At 76.6% G+C, this 20,608-nt stretch carries 14 protein-coding genes and 1 pseudogene; 8 read left to right on the forward strand and 7 right to left on the reverse strand.

The window, feature by feature from the left end; genetic code table 11:
* Window positions 1-90 precede the first annotated feature (90 nt).
* Complete coding sequence (locus tag ABTX81_RS23465; RefSeq protein ID WP_350548826.1) at window positions 91-1,464, reverse strand: condensation domain-containing protein; 1,374 nt, start codon at window positions 1,462-1,464, stop codon at window positions 91-93.
* A gap of 154 nt (window positions 1,465-1,618) precedes the next feature.
* A complete protein-coding gene (locus ABTX81_RS23470) occupies window positions 1,619-3,061 on the reverse strand; it encodes a GH1 family beta-glucosidase (protein WP_350548828.1) in 1,443 nt (480 codons plus the stop codon).
* A 241-nt stretch (window positions 3,062-3,302) separates the two neighbouring features.
* On the opposite strand from ABTX81_RS23470, the gene ABTX81_RS23475 reads away from it, so the two are divergent.
* On the forward strand, window positions 3,303-5,303 hold the full coding sequence (locus ABTX81_RS23475) for a flavin monoamine oxidase family protein (protein ID WP_350548830.1): 2,001 nt from the start codon (window positions 3,303-3,305) through the stop codon (window positions 5,301-5,303).
* A 77-nt stretch (window positions 5,304-5,380) separates the two neighbouring features.
* On the opposite strand, the gene ABTX81_RS23480 is transcribed toward ABTX81_RS23475, so the two are convergent.
* Complete coding sequence (locus tag ABTX81_RS23480) at window positions 5,381-6,193, reverse strand: class I SAM-dependent methyltransferase (protein ID WP_350548832.1); 813 nt, start codon at window positions 6,191-6,193, stop codon at window positions 5,381-5,383.
* A 290-nt stretch (window positions 6,194-6,483) separates the two neighbouring features.
* Here ABTX81_RS23480 and ABTX81_RS23485 point away from each other — a divergent pair.
* The 3 genes and pseudogenes from ABTX81_RS23485 to ABTX81_RS23495 form a co-directional block, all read left to right on the forward strand.
* A pseudogene (locus tag ABTX81_RS23485) lies at window positions 6,484-6,612 on the forward strand (TerD family protein); the annotation flags it as partial.
* Between the two features lie 150 nt (window positions 6,613-6,762).
* Window positions 6,763-7,281 (forward strand): DinB family protein, encoded by a 519-nt coding sequence (locus tag ABTX81_RS23490; protein WP_350548965.1) that lies wholly within the window; start codon window positions 6,763-6,765, stop codon window positions 7,279-7,281.
* A 178-nt stretch (window positions 7,282-7,459) separates the two neighbouring features.
* Window positions 7,460-9,046, forward strand: a complete 1,587-nt coding sequence (locus ABTX81_RS23495; protein WP_350548834.1) for a hypothetical protein — start codon at window positions 7,460-7,462, stop codon at window positions 9,044-9,046.
* A gap of 1 nt (window position 9,047) precedes the next feature.
* On the opposite strand, the gene ABTX81_RS23500 is transcribed toward ABTX81_RS23495, so the two are convergent.
* Complete coding sequence (locus ABTX81_RS23500) at window positions 9,048-9,320, reverse strand: winged helix-turn-helix transcriptional regulator (protein ID WP_350548967.1); 273 nt, start codon at window positions 9,318-9,320, stop codon at window positions 9,048-9,050.
* A gap of 180 nt (window positions 9,321-9,500) precedes the next feature.
* Between ABTX81_RS23500 and ABTX81_RS23505 the strand changes: the two genes are divergently transcribed.
* Both ABTX81_RS23505 and ABTX81_RS23510 read left to right on the forward strand, forming a co-directional pair.
* Window positions 9,501-10,076 (forward strand): carboxymuconolactone decarboxylase family protein, encoded by a 576-nt coding sequence (locus tag ABTX81_RS23505; protein WP_350548836.1) that lies wholly within the window; start codon window positions 9,501-9,503, stop codon window positions 10,074-10,076.
* A gap of 145 nt (window positions 10,077-10,221) precedes the next feature.
* Entirely contained in the window at window positions 10,222-12,816 is a 2,595-nt protein-coding gene (locus ABTX81_RS23510; RefSeq protein WP_350548838.1) for an AfsR/SARP family transcriptional regulator, read from the forward strand.
* 909 nt (window positions 12,817-13,725) lie between these two features.
* Here the strand turns inward: ABTX81_RS23510 and ABTX81_RS23515 are convergent.
* Window positions 13,726-14,664: a DMT family transporter gene (locus ABTX81_RS23515; protein WP_350548840.1), complete on the reverse strand. Its 939-nt coding sequence runs from the start codon at window positions 14,662-14,664 to the stop codon at window positions 13,726-13,728.
* Between the two features lie 301 nt (window positions 14,665-14,965).
* Between ABTX81_RS23515 and ABTX81_RS23520 the strand changes: the two genes are divergently transcribed.
* Window positions 14,966-15,511, forward strand: a complete 546-nt coding sequence (locus ABTX81_RS23520; protein WP_350548842.1) for a hypothetical protein — start codon at window positions 14,966-14,968, stop codon at window positions 15,509-15,511.
* Here the strand turns inward: ABTX81_RS23520 and ABTX81_RS23525 are convergent.
* On the reverse strand, window positions 15,500-18,520 hold the full coding sequence (locus ABTX81_RS23525; protein ID WP_350548844.1) for an AfsR/SARP family transcriptional regulator: 3,021 nt from the start codon (window positions 18,518-18,520) through the stop codon (window positions 15,500-15,502). The two genes, ABTX81_RS23520 and ABTX81_RS23525, sit on opposite strands and share 12 nt — an antisense overlap.
* Window positions 18,521-19,248: 728 nt before the next feature.
* Between ABTX81_RS23525 and ABTX81_RS23530 the strand changes: the two genes are divergently transcribed.
* Window positions 19,249-19,839, forward strand: coding sequence for a hypothetical protein (locus ABTX81_RS23530; protein ID WP_350548846.1), 591 nt, complete (start codon window positions 19,249-19,251; stop codon window positions 19,837-19,839).
* Between the two features lie 148 nt (window positions 19,840-19,987).
* Here ABTX81_RS23530 and ABTX81_RS23535 read toward each other — a convergent pair whose 3' ends face one another.
* Entirely contained in the window at window positions 19,988-20,578 is a 591-nt protein-coding gene (locus ABTX81_RS23535) for a hypothetical protein (RefSeq protein ID WP_350548848.1), read from the reverse strand.
* Between the last annotated feature and the right edge of the window lie 30 nt (window positions 20,579-20,608).

Below are 20,608 nucleotides of genomic sequence, written 5' to 3' on the forward strand. Positions count from 1 at the left end.
CATCGGGACTAGCTTCGCCGAGGTGCCGGGGCCCGGCCGTCCGGACGTGAGCGGACGGTCGGGCCCCGGCGCGGTCGGGCGTGGGTGCGGTCAGGCCTGGATCCTGCGTTCCTCGGTGAGCACCAACTCCTCGATGCCGTGGAGGAACCGCTCCATCGCCGGCCTGGGGAGCAGCGCCGGGTCGGCGGTCATGGCGAGTTGCAGGGCGGCGGGGGTGCGCAGGGCGTCCAGGGCGTAGGTCAGCCCCGGGCGCGGATCGAAGTCGACGGGCCAGTCGAGCGTGGTGCGCCCGTCCTCGCCCGCGGTGGGCGCGCCGGGGGCGGCCAGGCCGCTCGGCAGCAGGTCGCGGGTGTCGTTGAAGACGCAGGAGCGGTCGGCGAGCGGCACCCGCTCGGCGGTCAGCCGCTCGATCTCCGCGTCGAGCAGGTGCCGGTCGTAGTAGGCGTGCCGGTAGGCGGCGATCGACGCGGCGTGGGTGCGGCCCACCGCCGCGCCGAAGTCGCCGTCGGCGTCCGGGAGATGGAGCAGGGCGTCGCCGGCGACCACGCTGACGGCGTCGGCCAGTCCGGACAGGAAGCGGTTGTTGACCACGACCTGGAGCACCGCGTCGGAGCGGCCGGCCAGCCGGGCCGTCATCGCGGCGGCGGCCGCGAGCAGGACGGTGGAGGAGCCGGTGCGGTGCGCGGTGGCGACCGTCTCGACGGCGCGCAGCAGCGCGGGCGAGCTGAGCACGGCGTTCGGGAACCGTTCACCGGAACCGGCGTCGGCGCCGGTCGCCGGGAAGAGCCGGGCCGGGGCGGCGCGCAGCTTGCGCAGGGTGTGCGCGCGGGCGTTGGCGTCGCGCTTCACGCCGCGCTCCGAGGTCTGGAACGCGGCCTCCTCCAGCGGCTGCCGGGGCGAGCGGGCGGCCCGGACGGCCTCCGGGTCGGCGCCCAGGGCGAGTTCGGCGAGGTCACGGACCAGCAGGCCCATGCCGGTGCCGTCCACCGCGGTGTGGGAGAGCACCAGCGAGACGTGCCGCACCAGGCCGTCGGCGACCACCAGGCCGACCCGGATCGGCCACTCGGCGGCGCAGTCGAAGGACCGGCCGGCCAGCTCCTCGTGCAACGCGCCGCCGACGGCCGTGAGTCCGTCCCGGCCGGTGTCCGCCGCGCAGTCGCGCACGTGCACCGTCAGCCGCCCGTCCGGGTCGACCTGCTGGCGCAGGCCGGCGCCGTCCGGCTCGGGCAGCAGCCGGGTGTGCAGGGAGTCGTGCAGCCGGAGCAGGTGGCCGAGGGCGTCCAGGACGGCCGGCAGCGGCAGCCCCGGGTCGATCGGGGTGGCGGTGGCGATGTTGAAGCGGGGGCGGTCGGCGGGGGCGGTGCGGTGGACGACGCCCCAGATGGCCCGCTGGCCCCAGGTGGCGGGTCCGCTGCCGGAACGGCCGGCGGTGAGGGATATCTCCAGTTGTCGACTCGTGGTCACCGTGGGGATTCTCCGATGCGCTCGTTCGAAACTCGGTGGGGGATACGGATGGTGCTGGGGTGTGACCCGGGTGCGGTGGGAGCCGTCCCGCAGAGTCTGCTGTACGGCCCGGACACCCGTCGAGCCCCGGCCGGCCCGTAGGACGCCGGCCCCGCTACACGGTGCCCGGCGGGTGGAGGGTGCCGCTGCGGGCGACCCGGGCGTACCAGTGGGCGCTGGACTTCGGGGTGCGGGCGAGGGTGCGGTAGTCGACGTGGACCAGGCCGAAGCGCTTGGTGTAGCCGTACGCCCACTCGAAGTTGTCCAGCAGTGACCAGAGGAAGTAGCCGCGCACATCGGCGCCGTCGGCGACCGCCCGGTGCAGGGCCGCGAGGTGCGCGTGCACGAAGGCGGCCCGGTCGGGGTCGTCGACGGTGCCGTCCGGGCCGGGCCGGTCGGGGCAGGCCGCGCCGTTCTCGGTGACCACGAGCGGCAGGCCCGGACGGCGGCGGGCGAGGGCGGTGAGCAGCTCGTACAGGCCGGACGGGTCGACGGCCCAGTCCATCGCGGTGCGCTCGCCCGGGGCCTGGTGGAAGCCGACCCGGTCGGCGCCGGGCCAGGGGGAGGCGCCGCCCGCGCCGTGGCCGTCCTCGCGGGCGGGCGCGGCGCCCTCGGGCGTGGCGGAGACCACGCTGGGGGTGTAGTAGTTGACGCCCAGCCAGTCGATCGGCTGGTGGATCGCGGCCGGGTCCCCGGGGCGGACGAAGGACCAGTCGGTGAGGTGTGCGGTGTCCGCCAGCAGGTCCTCGGGGTAGCCGCCGTCCAGCATCGGGCCGAGGAACACCCGGTTGCCGACCGCGTCGATCCGGCGCACGGCGTCCCGGTCGGCGGGGGAGGGGGTGAGCGGGCGCAGCGCGTGCAGGTTCAGCGAGACCGACACCTCGGCCCCGGCGGGCAGCACGGAGCGCAGCGCCGAGACGGCCAGGCCGTGGCCGAGGTTGAGGTGGTGGGCGGCGCGCAGGGCGGCCGCCGGGTCGGTGCGGCCGGGGGCGTGCACGCCCGAGCCGTAGCCGAGGAAGGCGCTGCACCAGGGCTCGTTGAGGGTGGTCCACCGGGTGACGAGGTCGCCGAGCGCCTCGCCCGCCAGGGCCGCGTAGGCGGCGAAGCGCTCGGCGGTGCGGCGCTCCGGCCAGCCGCCGGCGTCCTCCAACTCCTGGGGGAGGTCCCAGTGGTAGAGGGTGGCGACGGGGGTGATCCCGGCGGTGAGCAGTTCGTCGGCGAGGCGGCGGTAGAAGTCCAGGCCGCGCCGGGAGGCGGGGCCGCGGCCGGTGGGCAGGACCCGGGGCCAGGAGATCGAGAACCGGTAGGCGGTGAGGCCGAGGCCGGCCATCAGCCGGACGTCCTCGCGGAAGCGGTGGTAGTGGTCGGCGGCCACGTCGCCGGTGTCGCCGCGGTGCACCTTGCCGGGCGTCCGGCAGAAGGTGTCCCAGATCGACGGGGTGCGGCCGTCCTCGGCGGCCGCGCCCTCGATCTGGTAGGCGGAGGTGGCGGCGCCCCAGTGGAAGCCGGGCGGGAAGCGGAGCGCCGCGCCGTCGGTGCCGGAGCCGGGCAGGGTCATGGTGGTCCTCCGAGCGGGAGCAGGGGGCGGGGCCGGTCCTCGACCGCGCCTGCGGTGGTGCCGCTCCCAGGTGTCTGCCCCGTGGGGCGCGCGCACCATCACGGGAATGGGTCGTGCGGTCCGGCGGGGCCCGGTCGGGCGTCAAGGCGGCGGGGGAGTCCGAATCCGATCGAGTGGTTGATGTTCCCGTCCGGGTGATGCCGGTTCCGTCACGTCGTGTGTGCGCCAAGAGTGGTGCGCCATGACCACTCCAGACATCAGCGTTCCCGGCACCAAGAGCTTGACCACCGCCGCCGCGGTCGGGGCGCCGGCCGCCGGGCCCTCGCGGCGGTCCGTCGTCACGATCACCGGCGCCTCGGTGCTCGCCGCCGGGCTCACCGCCGCCTCCGCCGCGCCCGCGACCGCGCTCAGCCCGGCCGCGGCGCCGGCCCTCGCCCCGGCCGACGTCCCACCGGGCACCGACGAGCAGGCCTTCAGCACGGTGGCCCGCGCGATCGCCGTCTACGACGAGCACGACCGGCCGCTCGTCCCCGGCTATCTGAAGATCGTCCGGGACGGCCTGCCCGCCGGGCGGGCCCGGGCGACCAAGCGGGTGCTGGTCGTCGGCGCCGGACCGGCCGGGCTGCTCGCCGCCGACCTGCTCAACCGGGCGGGCCACGACGTCGTCGTCATCGAGGCCAACGGCAACCGGGTCGGCGGCCGGATCAAGACCTTCCGCAAGGGCGGCCACGAGAACGGCCAGCAGCCGTTCGCCGACCCCAGGCAGTACGCCGAGGGCGGCGCGATGCGGCTGCCCGAGAGCCACCCGCTGGTGATGGCGCTGCTCGACAAGTACGACCTGCCGCGCCAGGAGTTCCTGCTGGTGGACGTGGAGGTGGAGAACCCGTCGGTGCGGGCCAACCGCACCTGGATCCACGTCAACGGCCTGCACGTACGCCGCGCCGACTACGAGGCGGACCCGAGGGAGGTCAACGAGAGCTTCGGTGTCACCGGCCCCAACCGGGCCAGGACCGCCGCCGCCGTCTACGGTGACGCGCTGGAACCGGCGATGGCGCTGGTGCGCGGCAAGGAGGGCGCGGCCCTGGTCGAGGGCTGGGCCACCGTCCTGCGGCGGTACGGCCACTGGTCGATGTACCGGTACCTCACCGAGGAGGCCGGGCTGGACATCAGGACCATCGACCTCATCGGCACCGTCCAGAACGTGACCTCGCGGCTGCACCTCTCCTTCGTGCACAGCTTCCTCTCCGCCGCGCTGATCGACCCGAAGACCAAGTTCTGGGAGATCAAGGGCGGCACCGCCCGGCTGGTCGACGCCCTCTACACGGCCGTCAAGGGCAAGGTGCGGTTCGACCGGCGGGCCGTGCGCGTCGACCGGCACGGCAGCAAGGTCCGGGTGCACACCGTCTCCGAGGAGTGCCAGAGCGGCAGGGGCGGGGTCACCGAGGTCTTCGAGGGCGACGAGGCGATCATCACCGTCCCGTTCGCCGGGCTGCGGCACGTGGCCTTCGACCCGCCGCTCGGCTACGGCAAGCGGCGCGCGATCACCGAACTGCACTACGACGCCGCGACCAAGGTGCTGCTGGAGTTCTCCCGCCGCTGGTGGGAGTTCACCGAGGAGGAGTGGAAGGCCTCGCTGGACGGCATCGAGGCCGGGCTCTACGAGCGCTACCGGGCGGAGCGGGTCGAGGACGGCCGCTACCTCGGCGCGCACGCCTCGGTGCAGCAGCTCGGGGTGAGCGTCCCGGAGGACCTCAGGAAGTGCTTCGCGGACTTCCGCCCGACCGGCGCCGACCCGGCGGCCTCCCATGTGCGCGGCGGCGGCTCGGTGAGCGACAACGCCAACCGGTTCGTCTACTTCGAGCACGCCCACCCGCTGGGGGGCAGCGACGGCGGTGTGGTGCTCGCCAGTTACAGCTGGGCCGACGACGCGCTCAAGTGGGACGCGTACGCCGACGAGGAGCGCTACCTGCGGGCGCTCGCGGGGGTGCAGGCGATCTTCGGGCGCCGCTGCGAGGTCTTCTTCACCACCAAGTGCAAGACCCAGTCGTGGGTGCGCGACCACTACGCCTACGGCGAGGCCTCGGTGCTGCTCCCCGGGCAGCACACGGAGCTGTTCCCGGACGTCCCGGGCTCCGAGGGGCCGCTGCACTTCGCGGGTGACCACACCTCCACCAAGCCGGCCTGGGTCGAGGGCGCACTCGAGTCGGCCGTGCGGACGGCGCTGCTGGTCCACCAGGGCTGACGCGGCCCGCTCCCTCGGAGGGGCGATCCCCGTGGCGGGCGGGGATCGCTCCGGGCGGGGGTCCGGTCGCGCGGGGGTCAGCGGCGGGTGGCGGTGACGAGGTGGTAGTCGAGCAGCCCGTCGCGCCAGGTGTGGAGGAAGTTGCGGCTCCAGTGGCCGGGCGGGACGGTGCCCTCCAGGTACCGGTCCAGGCCCGGCCACACGTCCGCGCCGATCGACTCGGTGCCGACGTCGGTGAACCCGGCGGCCGCGAGGTCGGCGGTGAACGCGTCCAGCGGGTGGGCGACGTCCAGGCCACTGGCGAAACTGCCGAGCAGGATGCTCAGCCGCTCGGCGACGTCCGGCCCGTCGGCGCTGAAGAAGGTGGTGACCACCAGCCGCCCGCCCGGCCGCAGCACCCGGGCCGCCTCCCGGGCGAACCCGGTCAGCTCCCGGAAGTGCTGCGCCGCCTCGACCGAGTACAGGCCGTCCAGCGAGGCGTCCGCGAACGGCAGGTCGTCCGCCGGGCCCAGCGAGTAGGCCAGCCGGTCCGGGAAGGTCGCCAGCGCCTTGGCGTTGACGGCGCGGGCGCGCTCGATCTGGTCCGGGTGGATGTCGACGCCCGTCACCGCCGCGAAGCGGAACTCGCAGAGCGCGAGCGCCGCGCCCAGCCCGCGCCCGCAGCCGACCTCGCCCAGCCGCAGCGACTCCCTCGGCCCGGGGAAGGCGCGCAGCACCCGGCGGTAGAGGTCCTCCTGGCTGCGGACCCGGTCCTCGGGGGTCGGCGCGGTGGTGCGGATGCCGCTCCAGTCACCGAAGTTGATGAATCCGCCGGCGAAGCTGGCGGCCCGTGACAGATCGTCGGCGCCGTAGGTCTGGCGTACCGGTCCGGGGATGCGGTCCTGGCTCATGGCTCGCTCGGGCTCCTCGTGTGTAGTGGCGGCGGCCGATGGGGCGGCGACGGGCGGGAGGGCCGGTGCTCCGGGTCTCCCGCGGGCGCGCGCCGCTGTACGTACCCAAACATGCCTGGGACGGAACTACCCGAAGAAGTGGTTTCGCGCGACAACACGCAGGCCAATCGGGTTGTGAGTGATACGGGATGATGAGCATGCTTGCTGCTATGACTTCGGCTCCGTCGCTCCCGCACCCTACCGCCGCTCCCGACGCGGACAGCACCGACCACCAGCACGAGTAGGCGCTGGTGGACGTCGAGACCCTCCGGACTGCGGCCCGGGCCACCCTCGACGCGGCGACCACCGAGCGCACCCCGCTGCTCGGCGAGGTCTACCGGCGCGGCGACACCTGGCGGTTCCGGGTGGTCGGCCAGGGTTTCGACCACGGGGGAGGAGCCGGCCCGGGGCTACGGCGTGGACGTCCGGGGCTGAACCGGAGGTGGGCTCCGGAAATGACCGGCGGGCGGTCGCCCGGGCTGGGAGACTGCTCGCCTGATCGTCCGGACGCGAGGGAGACGGAGCACGGCATGGGGATGGGTACGGGGGACGGGCGGGTCGCCCCGCCGCTGACCGGCGGTGAGCGGGAGACGCTGCGCGCCTACCTGGACTTCCACCGGGGGACGCTGGCGATGAAGTGCGCCGGGCTGACGGACGAGCAGTTGCGGCTGCGGTCGAGCCCGCCGTCGGCCCTGACGCTGCTCGGCCTGGTGCGGCACATGGCGGAGGTCGAACGGACCTGGTTCCGGCGGGTGATCGACGGGGAGGACGTCCCGCTGGTCTGGTCCCCGGAGGGCGACTACCAGGCCGCGTACGACACGACCGGCGCGGACCGGGCCGGGGCGTTCGCGGCCTGGGAGGCGGAGGTGGAGCACGCCCGGCGGATCGAACGGGAGGCGGAGTCGCTGGACGTCACCGGCTACCAGCCGCGCTGGCGGGCGGAGGTGTCGTTGCGGCTGGTGATGCTGCACCTGATCCACGAGTACGCGCGGCACAACGGGCACGCCGACCTCCTGCGCGAGGCGATCGACGGGCAAGTGGGCGCGTAGGTCCGGTCCACCTCGGCGCGATCCGGAAGGGAGGGCGGCTGCTCGCGCTGCTCGGCGGGCCGGGCCGACGGCACCCCGCACCTGGTGCTGCGTGACGGGCAGGTCCTGGTGACCGACGGTCAGGACGTGTGGGTGCACCGAGCGGTGCGTGTCAGTGGCCGGTGCGAGGATCGTCCGCATGAACGACGAGAGCCCCGGGAGCACCGTGAACGCCGTGACCTGGACGGCCGACCTGCCGACCACGGTCGAGCTGGTCCGCACCCTGCACGACCTCGACGGGTGCTGGACCAGGGCGGACGTCGAGCGGCTGGTCGAGGCCCGGCCCGACTGGAGGATCCGCCGGATCTTCCAGGACCTCCTGGTCGTGGGCCTGCAGGCCCACCTCAGCTGGCCGCTCGGGGCCGAGCTCTTCCTCGGCGCCACCGAACCCGAGTCGGACCGCTACCGGCGGGCCTGGGTCCCGCTGCTGGACTTCCGGCTGCCGACGCCCGAGCGGGAGCGGCGCGCCGCGCTGCGCACGCTCTCCGAGGCGCTGCGCGGGATCGGCGCGCCCACCGCCGTGCCGACCGCCGCCGACGGCTTCGGGCTGCGCTGGCGGTCCGCCGGACGCACCATGCTGCTCCAGGCGAACGACCGCCGCGCCTGGATCGCGCTCCAGCCGCACGTCGTCGAGGTCGAGCACATCAGCCCCGACCTGCCCGCCGTGATCGCCGCGTTCGCCCCGGCGCTGCACGACGCGCCCGGCGGGCACTGCCCGGTCGAGGTGGTGGAGCGGATCGCCGCCGAGAACCCGTGGTGGCCGGTCGACTTCGGCGACGGCTACGCCGACATCAGCATCGCGGACCCGATGTTCAAGCCGTCGTTCGCCACCCGCACCTCCTTCGTGCGCCCCGGTCCCGAGGGCACCTACGACGTGCTCGACCTGCACCGCTTCGACGAGCTGACGATGACGCTGGAGCACCGGCGGGCGGTGTTCGGCGAGATCTACCGGGCGGTCTGCGCCGTCCTCGGCGAGCCGACCCTGTTCGGCGGCGGCCCCGACGGCCCGGACGTCCGCTGGCGCGAGGCGGGCGAGGACGGCCGGCTGCTGCGGCTGCTCTGCGAGGGGCGCCGGATCCGGTTGGAGACGGAACCGGCCGCGGAGTTCGAGGAGGGCGAGCGCATCTCCTTCGAGTACGGCGGCCCCTCCGCCGGTGACGGCGGTCCCAGTGACTTCCCCCTGCTGCGCTACAGCTGGCAGCTCCACCTCGCCCACCAGGCGCCGGGCGGCACGGCCGACGTGCTGCCGGGCGGGCGGCTCGCGCTGACGCTGCCCCATCTGCGAGAGGGCCTGGAGTGCCTGCTGGCCGCGTGGATCGAGCAGTTGCCGGTCCAGCGGCCGGGCGAGAAGGTCACCTTCTCGATAGCCGCGCCGCAGATCGGCGGCGGGCTCTCGTTCGCGTACAGCACCGGCAAGGGCGTGCTGCTGCGGGTCGGCCCGCGCCCCGGCGAGCCGACCGAGGTCGCGGCGGCGATGACGGCGGACGGCTGGCAGCCCTCCGGCAACCGCTACAAGGCCGAGTTCAAGAACCCGACGCGGGCCACCGCCGGGGCGGTCGCCGCGCTGATCACCACCGAGCTCGCGGCCCGCGGGATCAACGGAGACTCCGGCTTCGGTCTCGGCCCCGGCCGTGTCACCGCCCGCCGTCTCACCCTCGGCCTCTCGCAGCAGCGCGCCGCGCACGGCTTCTTCCGCGCCACGGGGCTGGGCCTGGAGACCTCCTGACTCAGCGCTCCAGGTCCTCGGCCCAGCGGTGGCTCCAGGCGGTCAGCGGTCCGAGGGCGTCGACGAGCTCGGCGCCGAGCGGGGTGAGGCGGTAGGCGTCCTCGTGCAGGGTGAGCAGCCGGGCCCCGCTCAGTTCGGCGAGGCGGGTGCTGAGCACGCTGGAGGACATCCGCTCGCACCGGCGCTGCAGATCGCGGAAGCCCGCCGGGGCCTGGCTCAGCTCCCAGAGGATGCGCAGCGTCCAGCGCCGGCCGAGCAGGTCGAGCGCGGCCATCACCGGGCGGCCCGAGTCCGATCCGCGGACCGGCCGCCCGGGGCGGGGCGCCCCCGGTGGTTCCGTGGTCATGCCGTGCTCCCTCGCCCTCGGTCGTGGTTGCGCTTCGTTTTCCGAAGCATGATACTGGTACGGAAATCGCTGGTGCGAAAATCGAAGCAGCAGGAGGTGTCGCTCCGCATGCCGCGCATCGAACCGCTCACCCCGCCGTATCCCGAGGACGTCGACCGCGCCCTGCGCCGCTGGATGCCGCCCGGCGCCCCGCACGAACCGCTCGCCCTGTTCCGCGTCCTGCACCGCCACCCGGAGCTGGCCTCCCGGATGTTCGTCCTGGGGTCGGGCCTGCTCGGCCACGGCCTGCTGCCCGCCGCCGACCGCGAACTCGTCATCGCCCGCACCACCGCGCGCGCCGGCTGCGGCTACGAGTGGGGCGTGCACGCCGCGACCCTCGCCCCGCAGGCCGGGCTCACCCCCGCCCAGCTGCGCGCCACCGCCGCCGACGATCCGGCGGCGGCCGGGGTCGCCTGGTCGCCCCGGCAGGCGGCGCTGCTCGCGGCCGTCGACGACCTGCACGACACCGCTCGCGTGGGGGCGGCCGCCTGGGACGCGCTGCGCCCGCACTACGACGACGCGCAGCTGCTGGAACTCCTGGTGCTCACCGGCTGGTACCGGACCGTCGCCCATGTCGCCAACGGCCTCCGACTGGCCGACGAACCGTGGGCCGAACCCTTCCCGGCGGGGCCGCCGGCCGAGTGACGCCGGGATCCGACGATTCGTCACGGTGCGGGAGGGGCCTCACAGTTCGGGACAACGGGCGCTCACCAGGAAAGGTGTGGACCAATCCAGACATTCCCTATGCTCTCACCCTGATCGACTGATCGGAACGCGGTGGGGAGCGGCAGTGCGCATCAATCTGCTCGGACGGTTCGAGCTCCAGGACGACCACGGCAGGGCCCTGCCGCAACCCGGCCCGAAACGGCGCGCCCTGCTCGCCGCACTCGCCCTGGACCTCGGCCGGACCGTCCCGGCCGAGCGGCTGGCCGGCCTGCTCTGGGACGGTGCCCCGCCCTCCACCGCCCGCCCCGCCCTGCAGAGCCATGTCACCGCCGTCCGCCGCCTGCTCGCCGCGGCCGCCGACGGCACACCCCCGGCCGGCTCCATACCCGAGGACCCGGACGGCCTCCACCTGGTCGCCCGGGGCGCCGGCTACGCCCTGCTCGGCCACCCGGACGCCGTCGACGCGCACCGCTTCGAGCGGCTCTGCGCCGCCGCCGACGGGCCGCTCGCCGACACCGCGGCCCTGCTGCGCACCGCGCTCACCCTCTGGCGCGGGCCCGCCCTGGACGGATGCGGCTCCGCGCGGCTCGCCGCCGAGGCCGGGCCGCGGCTGACCGCCGCCCGGTGGCGGGCGGTGGAACGGCTCGCGGTGGCCGTGCTGGTCGGGCGGGGCGACGGGGGCGGCCACATGCCGACGGCGGTCGCCGAGTTGACCAGGCTGCTGGCCGCCGAGCCGAGGCGGAGGACCGCCGCCGCGCTGCTCGCCCGGTGCCTGGAGCGGCCCGTGCGGCGGGCCGAGGCCGGAGACGCGGCGGAGCCCGGCGAACTGCCGGACGGCCCGGGCTCGTTCGTCGGCCGAAGCGGTGAACTCGCCCGCCTGGACGCGGCGGTGGCCACCGCCGACGGCCGCCCCCTGCTGCTCACCGGCCCCGCCGGCGTCGGCAAGACCCGCCTCGCCCGCGTCTGGGCGCAGCGCCGCGCCGACCGCTTCCCCGACGGCCGCCACCTCGTCGACCTCCACGGCGACGACGACACCGCCCCGCTCGCCCCGGCCGCCGCGCTGGCCACCCTGCTGCGCGACCTCGGCGCGGGCGAACTCCCGGACGGCGTCGCCGAACGCGCCGCCCTGCTGCGGACGTTGACCGCCGGGCGCCGGCTGCTGCTCCTGCTCGACAACGCCGGCTCCGCCGAGCAGGTCGAACCGCTGCTGCCCGGCCACCCCGACGTGCTGGTCCTGGTCACCGGCCGCTCCCGGCTCACCGCCGGCCTGGTCGCCCGACAGGGCGCCGTCCCGCTGCCGCTCGGCGCCCTGGCCCCCGCCGAGGCGGCCGGCCTGCTCGCCGCCACGGCCGGGGCCGGGCGGGTCGCCCGGGAGCCGGAGGCGGTCGCGCGGCTGGCCGCGCTCGGTGACCAACTGCCGCTGGCGGTACGGCTGCTGGGCGCCAGGCTCGCGACCGGCGGCGGGCGCGCCGCGGCCCTGGTGGAGGAACTGGCGGGGGAGCGGGCGAGCGGCGACGGGGTGGCGGCCGCCCTGCGGGTCGCCGTGCGGGCGCTGCCGGTCGAGGCCGGGCGGGTGTTCGCGCTGACCGGGGTGCTTCCGGGGGCGGCGGGCCTCGACGCTCCGGATGTCGCCGCGCTCGGCGGGCTGCCGGTGCCCCGGGCGCGCGACCTGCTCGCGGCCCTCGCCGCCGCCCGGCTGGTGGCGGAGGCCGAGGAGGGGCGGTTCGAGCGGCCGGGTCCGGTGCGCCGGTACGCGGCCGAACTCGCGGCCGCGCTCCCGGCCGAGGAGCGAACGGCCGCCCTGGGACGGCTGCTCGGTCGGTGGGCGGACATCGCCGGAGCCGCCGAGGTGGCCGGGGTCGCCGAGGACCAGGACGGTGTCGCGGCGTGGTTCCGCCGTGTGCGGCACGCCGTACCGGCCCTGGCCCGCGCCGGTGCCGCGCACGGTCTCGACGCGCAGGTGTGGCGGCTCGCCCACGGCTGCGGGCCGCTGCACTACCAGGACGGCGCCCACCTGGACGAGTGGGAGGAACTCGCCAGGGAAGGCCTGGCCGCCGCCGACCGCCTCGGGGACCGGGCCGCCGGGCTCCGGCTGCGGACCGACCTGGCGCTCGCCCTGGTGTCCCGGAAGCGCTTCACCGAGGCGGGTGCGGTCGCCGGACAGGCCGCCGCCGACGCCGCGGACGTCGACGACACCGCCGTCCGCGACCGCTGCCTCACCGCGCTGGCCGGCACCCTCGCCGCGTCGGGCCGGGGCTACGAGGCGATCGCGGCGCTGGAACGCGTCGTCGCCTCCTGCGAGACCCGGGGCGACGGCCCGGCCACCGCCCGCGCCCTGGACCACCTCGCCCACTGCCTGCACCGGGTGGGGGAGGCGGAGCGCGGCCTCGCCCACACCGACCGCGCCCTCGGCCTCGTCCACGACCACCCCGACGACCCGCTCCAGGGCACCCTCCGCTTCAGCCGCGCCGAGGCCCTGCGCGTCCTCGGCCGGGTGGAGGAGGCGCTCGCCGCGTCGCGCGAGGCCCTCGCCGTCGCGGAGGAACACCACGACACCCGGCTCACCCTGCTCGCCCTCGACTTCAACGGCGCCGTCCTCGCCGTCCTCGGCCGCCCCGCAGAAGCCGCCACCCACTGGCGCCGCGCCCTCGCCCTCCACACGGCCCAGGGCCACCCCAACCCGGCCCTGGCCCGCCGCCTCGCCGGGCTGGAGGGGTAGGGAGGGTGCGGCGAGTGGGTGGCGGGCGGCAGCGACGCGGCCCCGGCCGGTCACCTCACCGGGCAGGGAGGGGTGTGGCGGTGGGTCGGCCGCCCCACGTCGGCCCTGGCCCGCCGCCTCGCCAGGTTCGCGGGCTGAGGGGAGGGCCGGCCGGTCCTGCCGTGGGGCGGGGGCTCTGGAATCCGCTGAGGGCCGGCGCAGGCTGTGGCGAGGTGGGTGGTGAAGGACGGCGGCGCGTCGTTGGCCTGTTCACCGCTGGGGCGACGCTCCAAGCCGGCGCCGGCCCGCCGCCTGGCCGGGTTGGAGGGTTGTGGCGGGGTGGTGGTGTTTCCTCCCGCATCGTGCGAAGTGTCGGCCCGGCCCGGCGTTGGTGCGGGTGGTGGTGGGGTCGGCGAACAGCCGCCCGTCGGGGTGGGCGGCGGCGGCATGGCCCCGGCGTGGGTCGGCACGTCCTCGCCCCGCACCCGGCAGAGGGCCGTCCCAACCCGGAGCCGGCCCGCCGCCTTGTTGGGGTGGAGGGGACGGGCGCGGTGGTCGGCAGCGAAGTGGTCCCGGCGTGGATCGGACTGTCGTCCTGCACGCTGCCGGGAGCTTCCCCGCGCAGGCGCCGGCGCCGGCCCGCCGCCTCGCCGGGCTGAGGCGGCGGAGAGGCGTTGCCATCTGGGCAGAGGTGGCGGTGGTTGCGGTGGGGTGGGTGGTGTGCCCGTCAACGGGGGTGATGGATGGCGGTGGCGTGGGGCTGCTGTTGTGGTGAGGCTCCTTTGCGGCGCCGGTGATGCGGGTGGAGGCGCCCCGGAGCGGGCGGCCGGTGCGGTGCGGTCCCGGCGCTGGTGGCTGCGGGGCTGCCCGTCCCCCGCCCGCCGCCGGCAGGGGCGGGCGGGGGCCGTCGGGGAGCCACCGGTGGGGGTGTCAGCGGCGGCGGGTGGTGAGGAGGGCGAGGGCGAGGGTGAGCACGGCGAGGCCGGTCCAGGAGGCGGCGGGGAGGCGTTCGCCGAGGGGGGTGACGCCCAGGACGGCGGCGACCGCCGGTTCGGCCAGGGTGAGGGTGGTGGCCGTCTGGGCGGAGGTGTGGCGCAGGCCGCGGCCGAAGAGGCGGTAGGCGAGGAAGGTGGTGACCACGCCCAGGTGCAGCACCACGAGTGCTCCGCGCGGGGTGACGGCCCAGTGGGCGTCGCCGACCAGCAGGACGGGCAGGACCAGCACGGCGGCCGCGCCGAACATCGCCCCCATCACCCCGGCGGACGGGTGGCCGTGGGCGATCAGCCGGCCGCCGACCAGCGAGTAGACGGCGTAGGAGAGCCCGGCGAGGGCCGCCAGCAGGACGCCGGGGAGGTCCATCGTGGCGCCGGCGCCGCCGAGTTGCGGCCCGAGCACCAGCAGGGTGCAGCCGAGCACCGCGGTGGAGGTGGCGCACGCCCAGCGGGCGGTGGGCCGGGGACCGCCGGTGAGCCAGGCCAGCAGGCCGGTGAAGACCGGCGCGCTGCCCAGGGCGATCACCGTGGCCACCGCGACCCCGGTGCGGGCCACGGCGGGGTAGAAGGTGACCGGGTAGCCGGCCACCGCGAGCGCCCCCAGGACCAGCAGCCGCCGTTCGCGGGGCGTGCACGTCCTGGGCAGGGAGCGGGCGGAGCGGTCGGACAGCAGGAGCAGCAGCCCGCCGAGGGCCAGCCCGGCGCAGCCGACGGCGGCGGCCGGGGCGCCGGCGGGGGCGAGCGAGCCGGTGGTGCCGGTGGTGCCCCAGAGCACGGCGGCGGCGAGTAGGGGCAGCGGTCCGGCGAGGGTGCCGGGGCGGCGGTTCGCCGCGGGCGTGGGCGTGAAGGCGGGCGTGGAGGAGGTGCGGTTCGGCACAGTCGTGGACTTCCGTCGTCGAATTCCGGGATTCCGGCAGGGCGGACTGGATTCGGAACGGGCGCACGACACGGACCCCCGGGGCCGGTGCGGGCCGGTCGGGGTCGCGGGAGCGGGCTTGCCGGTGTGTGCGCCCGGTCAGGCGGACAGCGGTGGCAGCACGACGTGCCAGTACGTGGTCATGCGGCGATGCTACCCCCGCCGCCCCGACCCGCCCCGACCCGCCCCGACCCGACCGGGCCCCGGCACCCGCCGGTGAACGCGGGCGGGGGCGGCAGCCGTACTCGTCACCATGACGGTGATGACCACGGGACGCGGGCCTGGCAAGCTGGCCGCCATGGCGCAAGCGGCGGGCGAGGCGGGGATCCGGGAGCTGGTGGCGGGGTGGCTCGCCGCCGAGCGGCCCGGCGACGACGGGCGGACGGACGACGGGCGGGCGGCCGACGGGCGGTTGGACGACGACCCGGCGGGGAACGACCCGGCGCGGAACGGTTCGGTGGGCGGCGGGTGGGCGGTGCCGCCGGCCGACGGGGCGGTGGTGGTCGCGGCCGCCCGGCGGCTGGCCGTGGACGGTCTGGCGCGGCGCGGGCCACGGACGGCGGTCCCGGACGGGCTGCGGATGATCGCCGAGGCGCTGGTGGTCGACGAGCACCCCTCGGCGGCGCGCTGGACGCCGTTGGAGCGGGCGCAGGCGGTGGAGTGGGTGGCGCTGCTGCTGCACCGCTTCGGCGAGGACGGCGTGGCGCTGCTGACGGCGGACCTGCTGGGGGAGCCGGGGCCGGGGGAGCCGGGGCCGGGGGCGTCCGGGGTGGGGGACCCGGAACCCGAGCGGCCGTCAGCCGGCTAACGTCGCCAGCCGTTCGTCCAGTTCGCGGACGACCGTGGTGTCACCGAGCCGCCCGTACAGGCCGCGCGCCGAGCGCAGGGTGCCGACGGCCTCCGGGGCCCGGCCGGCCGCCAGCAGGAACTCGGCGAAGTGGCGCTCGGCGACCGCGTGCAGATGGACGGCGCCGGCGAGCCGGCAGCGCTCCAGCGTCAGCCGCCAGGCCTGCTCCGCCTCCGCGCACCGGCCGAGCAGTTGCAGGGCGTGTGCCTCGTTGATCATCGCGGAGAGGTGGAAGACGGCCAGCGGATGTTCGGCGAGCAGCGCGCGGGCCTCCCGGGCGCGCCGCAGCGCGCGCTCCGGCTCGCCCGCGAGGCCGTACAGGCCGGCGGTGTTGCTGAGCGCGTAGGGGACGTGTTCGGCGTGGCCGTGCGTCTCCGCGAGGGCGATCGCTCGCTCGCCGAGCCGGACCGCCTCGCCCGGCCGGCCGGCCGCCGCCGTGGTCACCGCCAGCACGGTGAGGGCTTGCACCCGCACCGTGTCGTCGGTCCCGGCGGTGCGGTCGACCGCGCGGCGGGCCAGCCGGTGCGCCTCCGCCGTCCGGCCCCGGCCGCTCAGGGCGCGGGCCGTCACGGCCTCCATCGCGGCGACGGCCGCCGGGTCGCCGGTGCGGCCGGCCGCGTCGAGTCCGGTCCGCAGGCAGGTCAGCCGGTCCGCGCGGCGGCCGACGCTGTAGTAGAGGCCGTCGGCGCGGTAGGCGAGCTGCCAGGCGCGCCGGTCGTCGCCGTCCTCGGAGGCGGCGGCGACCAGGCCGCGGACGGCGGGTTCCTCGGCCTGGAACCAGTCCAGGGTGGAGCGGACGCTGGGGAAGTGCGGCCGGCCGGCGTGTGCGGTGGTGGTGTCGGTGCCGCCGCCGGGGGCGGGTTGCAGCAGGGCGGCGCCGTGGGCCACCGCCGCGAGGTAGTGGTCGGCCAGGGCGGCGGTGGCCCCGGCCCGGTCCGCCGCGGGCCGCGCGTCGAGGAGTTCGGCGCCGTACAGCCGGATCAGGTCGCAGCGGCGGTAGCGGCCGGGGGAGATCTCGGTCAGCAGGTGGTGCGCGGCGAGTGCGGCGAGCGCGCGACCCGCCTCGGCGGGGTCGGCGCCGAGCAGTGCGGCGGCCGCCGGGACGTCCGTCTCCGTGCCCGGGTGGACGGCGAGCAGGGCCAGCAGATGGGCCGCCGAGCCGGGAAGATGACGGAGCGTCAGATCGAGGGTGGCCCGCAGGCTGGTGGTGCCCCGGGTGTCCAGGGCGTGCAACCTGGTGCGCTCGTCGGCGAGTTCGGGCACCAGGTCGGCGATCGCCCAGCCGGGACGGGTGGCGAGTCGGGCGGCGGCGATCCGCAGCGCGAGCGGCAGGCCGCCGCACAGCTCGGCCAGCCGGTCGGTGGCCTCCGGCTCGGCCGCCACCCGGGGGCGGCCGAGCAACTGCTCCAGCAGGCGGCGGGCGTCCGCGCCGGGGAGCGGGCCGAGCCGCAGGACGGCGGCGCCCTCGGTGACCACCAGGTCCTCCAGGGTGCTGCGGCTGGTGATCACGGTGGCGCAGCCGGGGCCGGCCGGGAGCAGGTCGGCGAGGTTCCGGGTGTCGCGGACGTTGTCCAGCACCACCAGGAGGCGGCGGTCGCGGCTGAGCGAGCGGTAGAGCGCGGCGCGGGCCGGCCGGTCCTCGGGCAGTTCGGCCTCCGGCACCCCGAGGGCGTGCAGGAACCGCCCGAGCACGGTGGCCGGGTCGGCGGGACGGCCGGGGCCGAAGCCGTTGAGGTCGGCGAACAGCCGCCCGTCGGGGTGGGCGGCGGCCGCGCCGTGCGCCCACCGCAGGGCGGTGGCGGTCTTTCCGCTGCCGGCCGGGCCGACCAGCACGCCGACGCCGCCGGGCACCTGCTCGTCGAGCCAGCCGAGTTCGACCGACCGGCCGACGAAGCCGGCGGGCGAGCGCGGGAGTTGGTCGGCGCCGGACGCGGAGAGTGCGGCGGGGCGCGGGGGACGGGCCCCGGCGACCGCCGGGCGGGGCGCGGTCACGTCCTTCTGGGCCGGGACCCGGGCGGCGGAGGCGGTGACGGCGGCGGCGGCGACGGCGGACGTACGGGTCGCGGCCGGACGCGGGGTGGGCTTGCAGCCGGCGAGCGGGAACGGCGTGCCCGGCCGGGCGGCGGATGCGGCCGGTGCGGCGGCCGCGGCGGCGCCGGGTCTGCCGATGAGGCCGCCGGGAACGGCCGTGCGCGCCGGGGCGGTACGCACCGGGGCGCGCCGCTGCGCCGGTTCGTCGGCGAGGATCCCGGCCACCGCCGACCGCAGCGCGCTGCCGGCCCCGACCCCGAGGTCCGCGGCGAGCCGGCGCCGGGTGCGGTGGTAGACCTCGACGGCGTCCCGGGGGCGCCCGGCCTGGTTCAGGCAGAGCACCAGCAGTGCGGCGACCTGCTCGTTCCACGGATCGGCGTCGAGCACCTGGTCGAGGCCGGACACCGCCTCCGCACCCAGGCCGAGCCGCAGCAGCCGCTCCGCCCAGGCCGCCAGCGCCCCGGCCCGGTCGCGCCGGAGCCGGTCGGCGAGCGCGTCCCGCAGCTCGGTGTCGGGCAGACCGGCCAGGGCGGTCGGACCGTTCCACAGGCCGAGGGCCCGGCGCAACAGCGCGGCCGCCGCCTCGTCGCCGCCCGGGGCGCTCTCCGCCGCGGCGTCCGCCACCAGCCGCTCGAACAGCGACGAGTCGACGGCGTCCGCCGGGCCGTCCAGCCGGTAGCCCGGCGGACGGGTCGACAGGACGAGGTCGGAGCCGGCGATCAGCTTCCGCAGCGCCGCGATGTGGCCCTGCAGCGCCGCTCGGGCCTGGGCCGGCGGCTCGTCGCCCCAGAGCAGTTCGAAGAACCGCCCGACCGGGACGGTGCGGCCGAGTTCGAGCGCCAGCAGGGCCAGCGTGGCGCGCCGCTTGGCGGCGGCGGGCTCGACGGACCGGCCGTCGGCGGTCCGGAGTTCCACCGGGCCCAGCAGTCGGACGAACACGGATTCTCCCTGGTGAGAGTGGGTGGACGGGGCCCTCGGGGCGATGCGGGGCGCAGTCTAGCCACGCTGAATGTGCGGTTTGTGACGTTCGGTGCGCGGTCTCGGAAACGGCGTGGATCCGACCGTCCGGCGGGTTGACGGGAGCCGGTTCGCCGTCCCCGTGGCGGCGGGTGGGCGGCGGCCCTCGTGGTCGTGGACGGCGCACCGGTGCGGCCGGGTTGCGGCCCCGGGCGGTGCGGCACGGCCGGGCAGGTGCGTTCCGGGTGCAAACGAGCGCCGGGCCCGGCCCGGAACGCCGCCGCCCCGGGGCCGGAGTGGCGGGAGTGGAAGATGGTGCGGACGGCCTCGCCGCGGGCGGACGGGGCCCCGGCCCGGGACCAGGGGCCCAGGCCGGGCCGGCCGTCCGGTGCGCCGCGCGTGCCCGGCGGTTCGGGAGGTGTGCGCGATGGGGAGGTCCGGCCTGCCCGAAGGGGAACCCGGCGCGGAGGCGGCCGCGGCCGGTCGTGCGGGGCCGGGTGGCGTACCGCGATGACCGTGTGCGGTGTTCAACGGCCGGGAGGCGGCGGCCGGTTCACCGGCGTGCACGGGCGCGGTCGGAGGGTGCGGCGGTCTCCCGGGCGGGGCGGCGACCCGTGAACCCGGGTCTTGGGACGCGCCGTCGACCACAGTGGCGGGGCTGTGGCGGTTCCGCGTGGCTTCGACCGCCGGGAAGGGCGACCATGCTGCGAATGAACGGGCCGATGCGGATCACGGTCCTCGACAAGGACGCCTACTACGAGCAGCGCGCGGTGGTCTTCGCCCCGTACGGCACCCTCGTGCTGGAGGGGCGGATCGGCGCCTCGCTGGACGTGCAGGCGGACGAATGGGAGCTGGAGCTGCAGCACTGCGCCCCCGGCGTCGGCTGGCGCCCCAACATCCGGGTGCTGCCCTACCCGTGGCAGACCTCGCCCGGCGGCCTGCGCAGCCGCATCGTGCGCAGCAAGGACTGCGACTGGCCGGGCGGCGACCCGACCGAACGCAACTTCATCCTCCGCCTGTCCGCCACCGTCGCCGAGCGCCCGGCCGAGACCCCGTCCCCCACCGACGCCCTCGGCCCGGCCACGCGCGGGGGCGTGCGTACCAGTTCGGGAGCGGTGGGCGGCCAGCTCCCCGCCGTGCACGGGACCGCGCCGGGCCAGGACGCGGCCCTCGTCCCCGCCGTCCACAGGGCCGGCGGCCCCCTCCGGCCCCAGGCGGCCCGCCTGCCGGTGGGTCGGGTGCTGCCGGCGGAGTACGCGGCGCCCGCCGCGCCGACGGCCTCCGAGGCCTGGGGGCGCTGAGCGGAAGGCGGCCGGATCCCCTTCGCGCTCGGCGCGGGCCGACCTCGCCTCGGTCCCCGGCGGCGATGTCCGCGCCACCGTTCGCGGACGCCCCGTCGAGCGGGGGCGGGTGCGGGAGCCGTAGCGGGACCCGACCCGGGAACGGCGCTCAGAGCAGGCGGTAGCAGAGCTCCTGAACGCGGATCGCGGCATCGGCGAACTCCTCGACCGTGGCCGTGGGAAGCCGCATGACGGCGAACTTCTGGATCTCGCTCAGTACGCTCGACGGCACGTCGAGGCGCTCCGAGAGCGCGAAGAGGCTCGCTCGCATGGTCGCGCACTCCGCGGTGGGGTCGTCGGGCCACAGCGCGCGCACGATCAGGAAGATCCGGCCGATCAGGTCGGCCAGGGCGAACCAGTCGAATTCGTCACCGACCGAGTGCTCACGGAGCGCGTCGGTGACGTCGTCGACCGCCGCGGCGAACGCGAACACCGCTGCCACGAACTGTTCCCCGGCGGGTGCCGCGGCCACTGTGTCGGCCCGGGCGCTGATCGTGTCGCGCTTCTCCCGGGGGATCCCCACGCGCTCCAGCGCCGTCAGGAACGAGGTCAACGACTCCGACGGGTGGGACTGGGCGATCGGCGGGATCATGTCGAACTTCGTCCCGGCACTGCTGCCGATCTTGAAGTAGAGGTACCGTCTGGCCCGGTCGGCCGGTGCGGTCGACCGCGAGCCGCCGGACAGCAGGTTGATCTGCACGTTCCCGTCCCCGACCTGCAGTCCGGACGC

The sequence above is a fragment of the Kitasatospora sp. NPDC097605 genome, from assembly GCF_040302725.1.
GTDB lineage: Bacteria > Actinomycetota > Actinomycetes > Streptomycetales > Streptomycetaceae > Kitasatospora.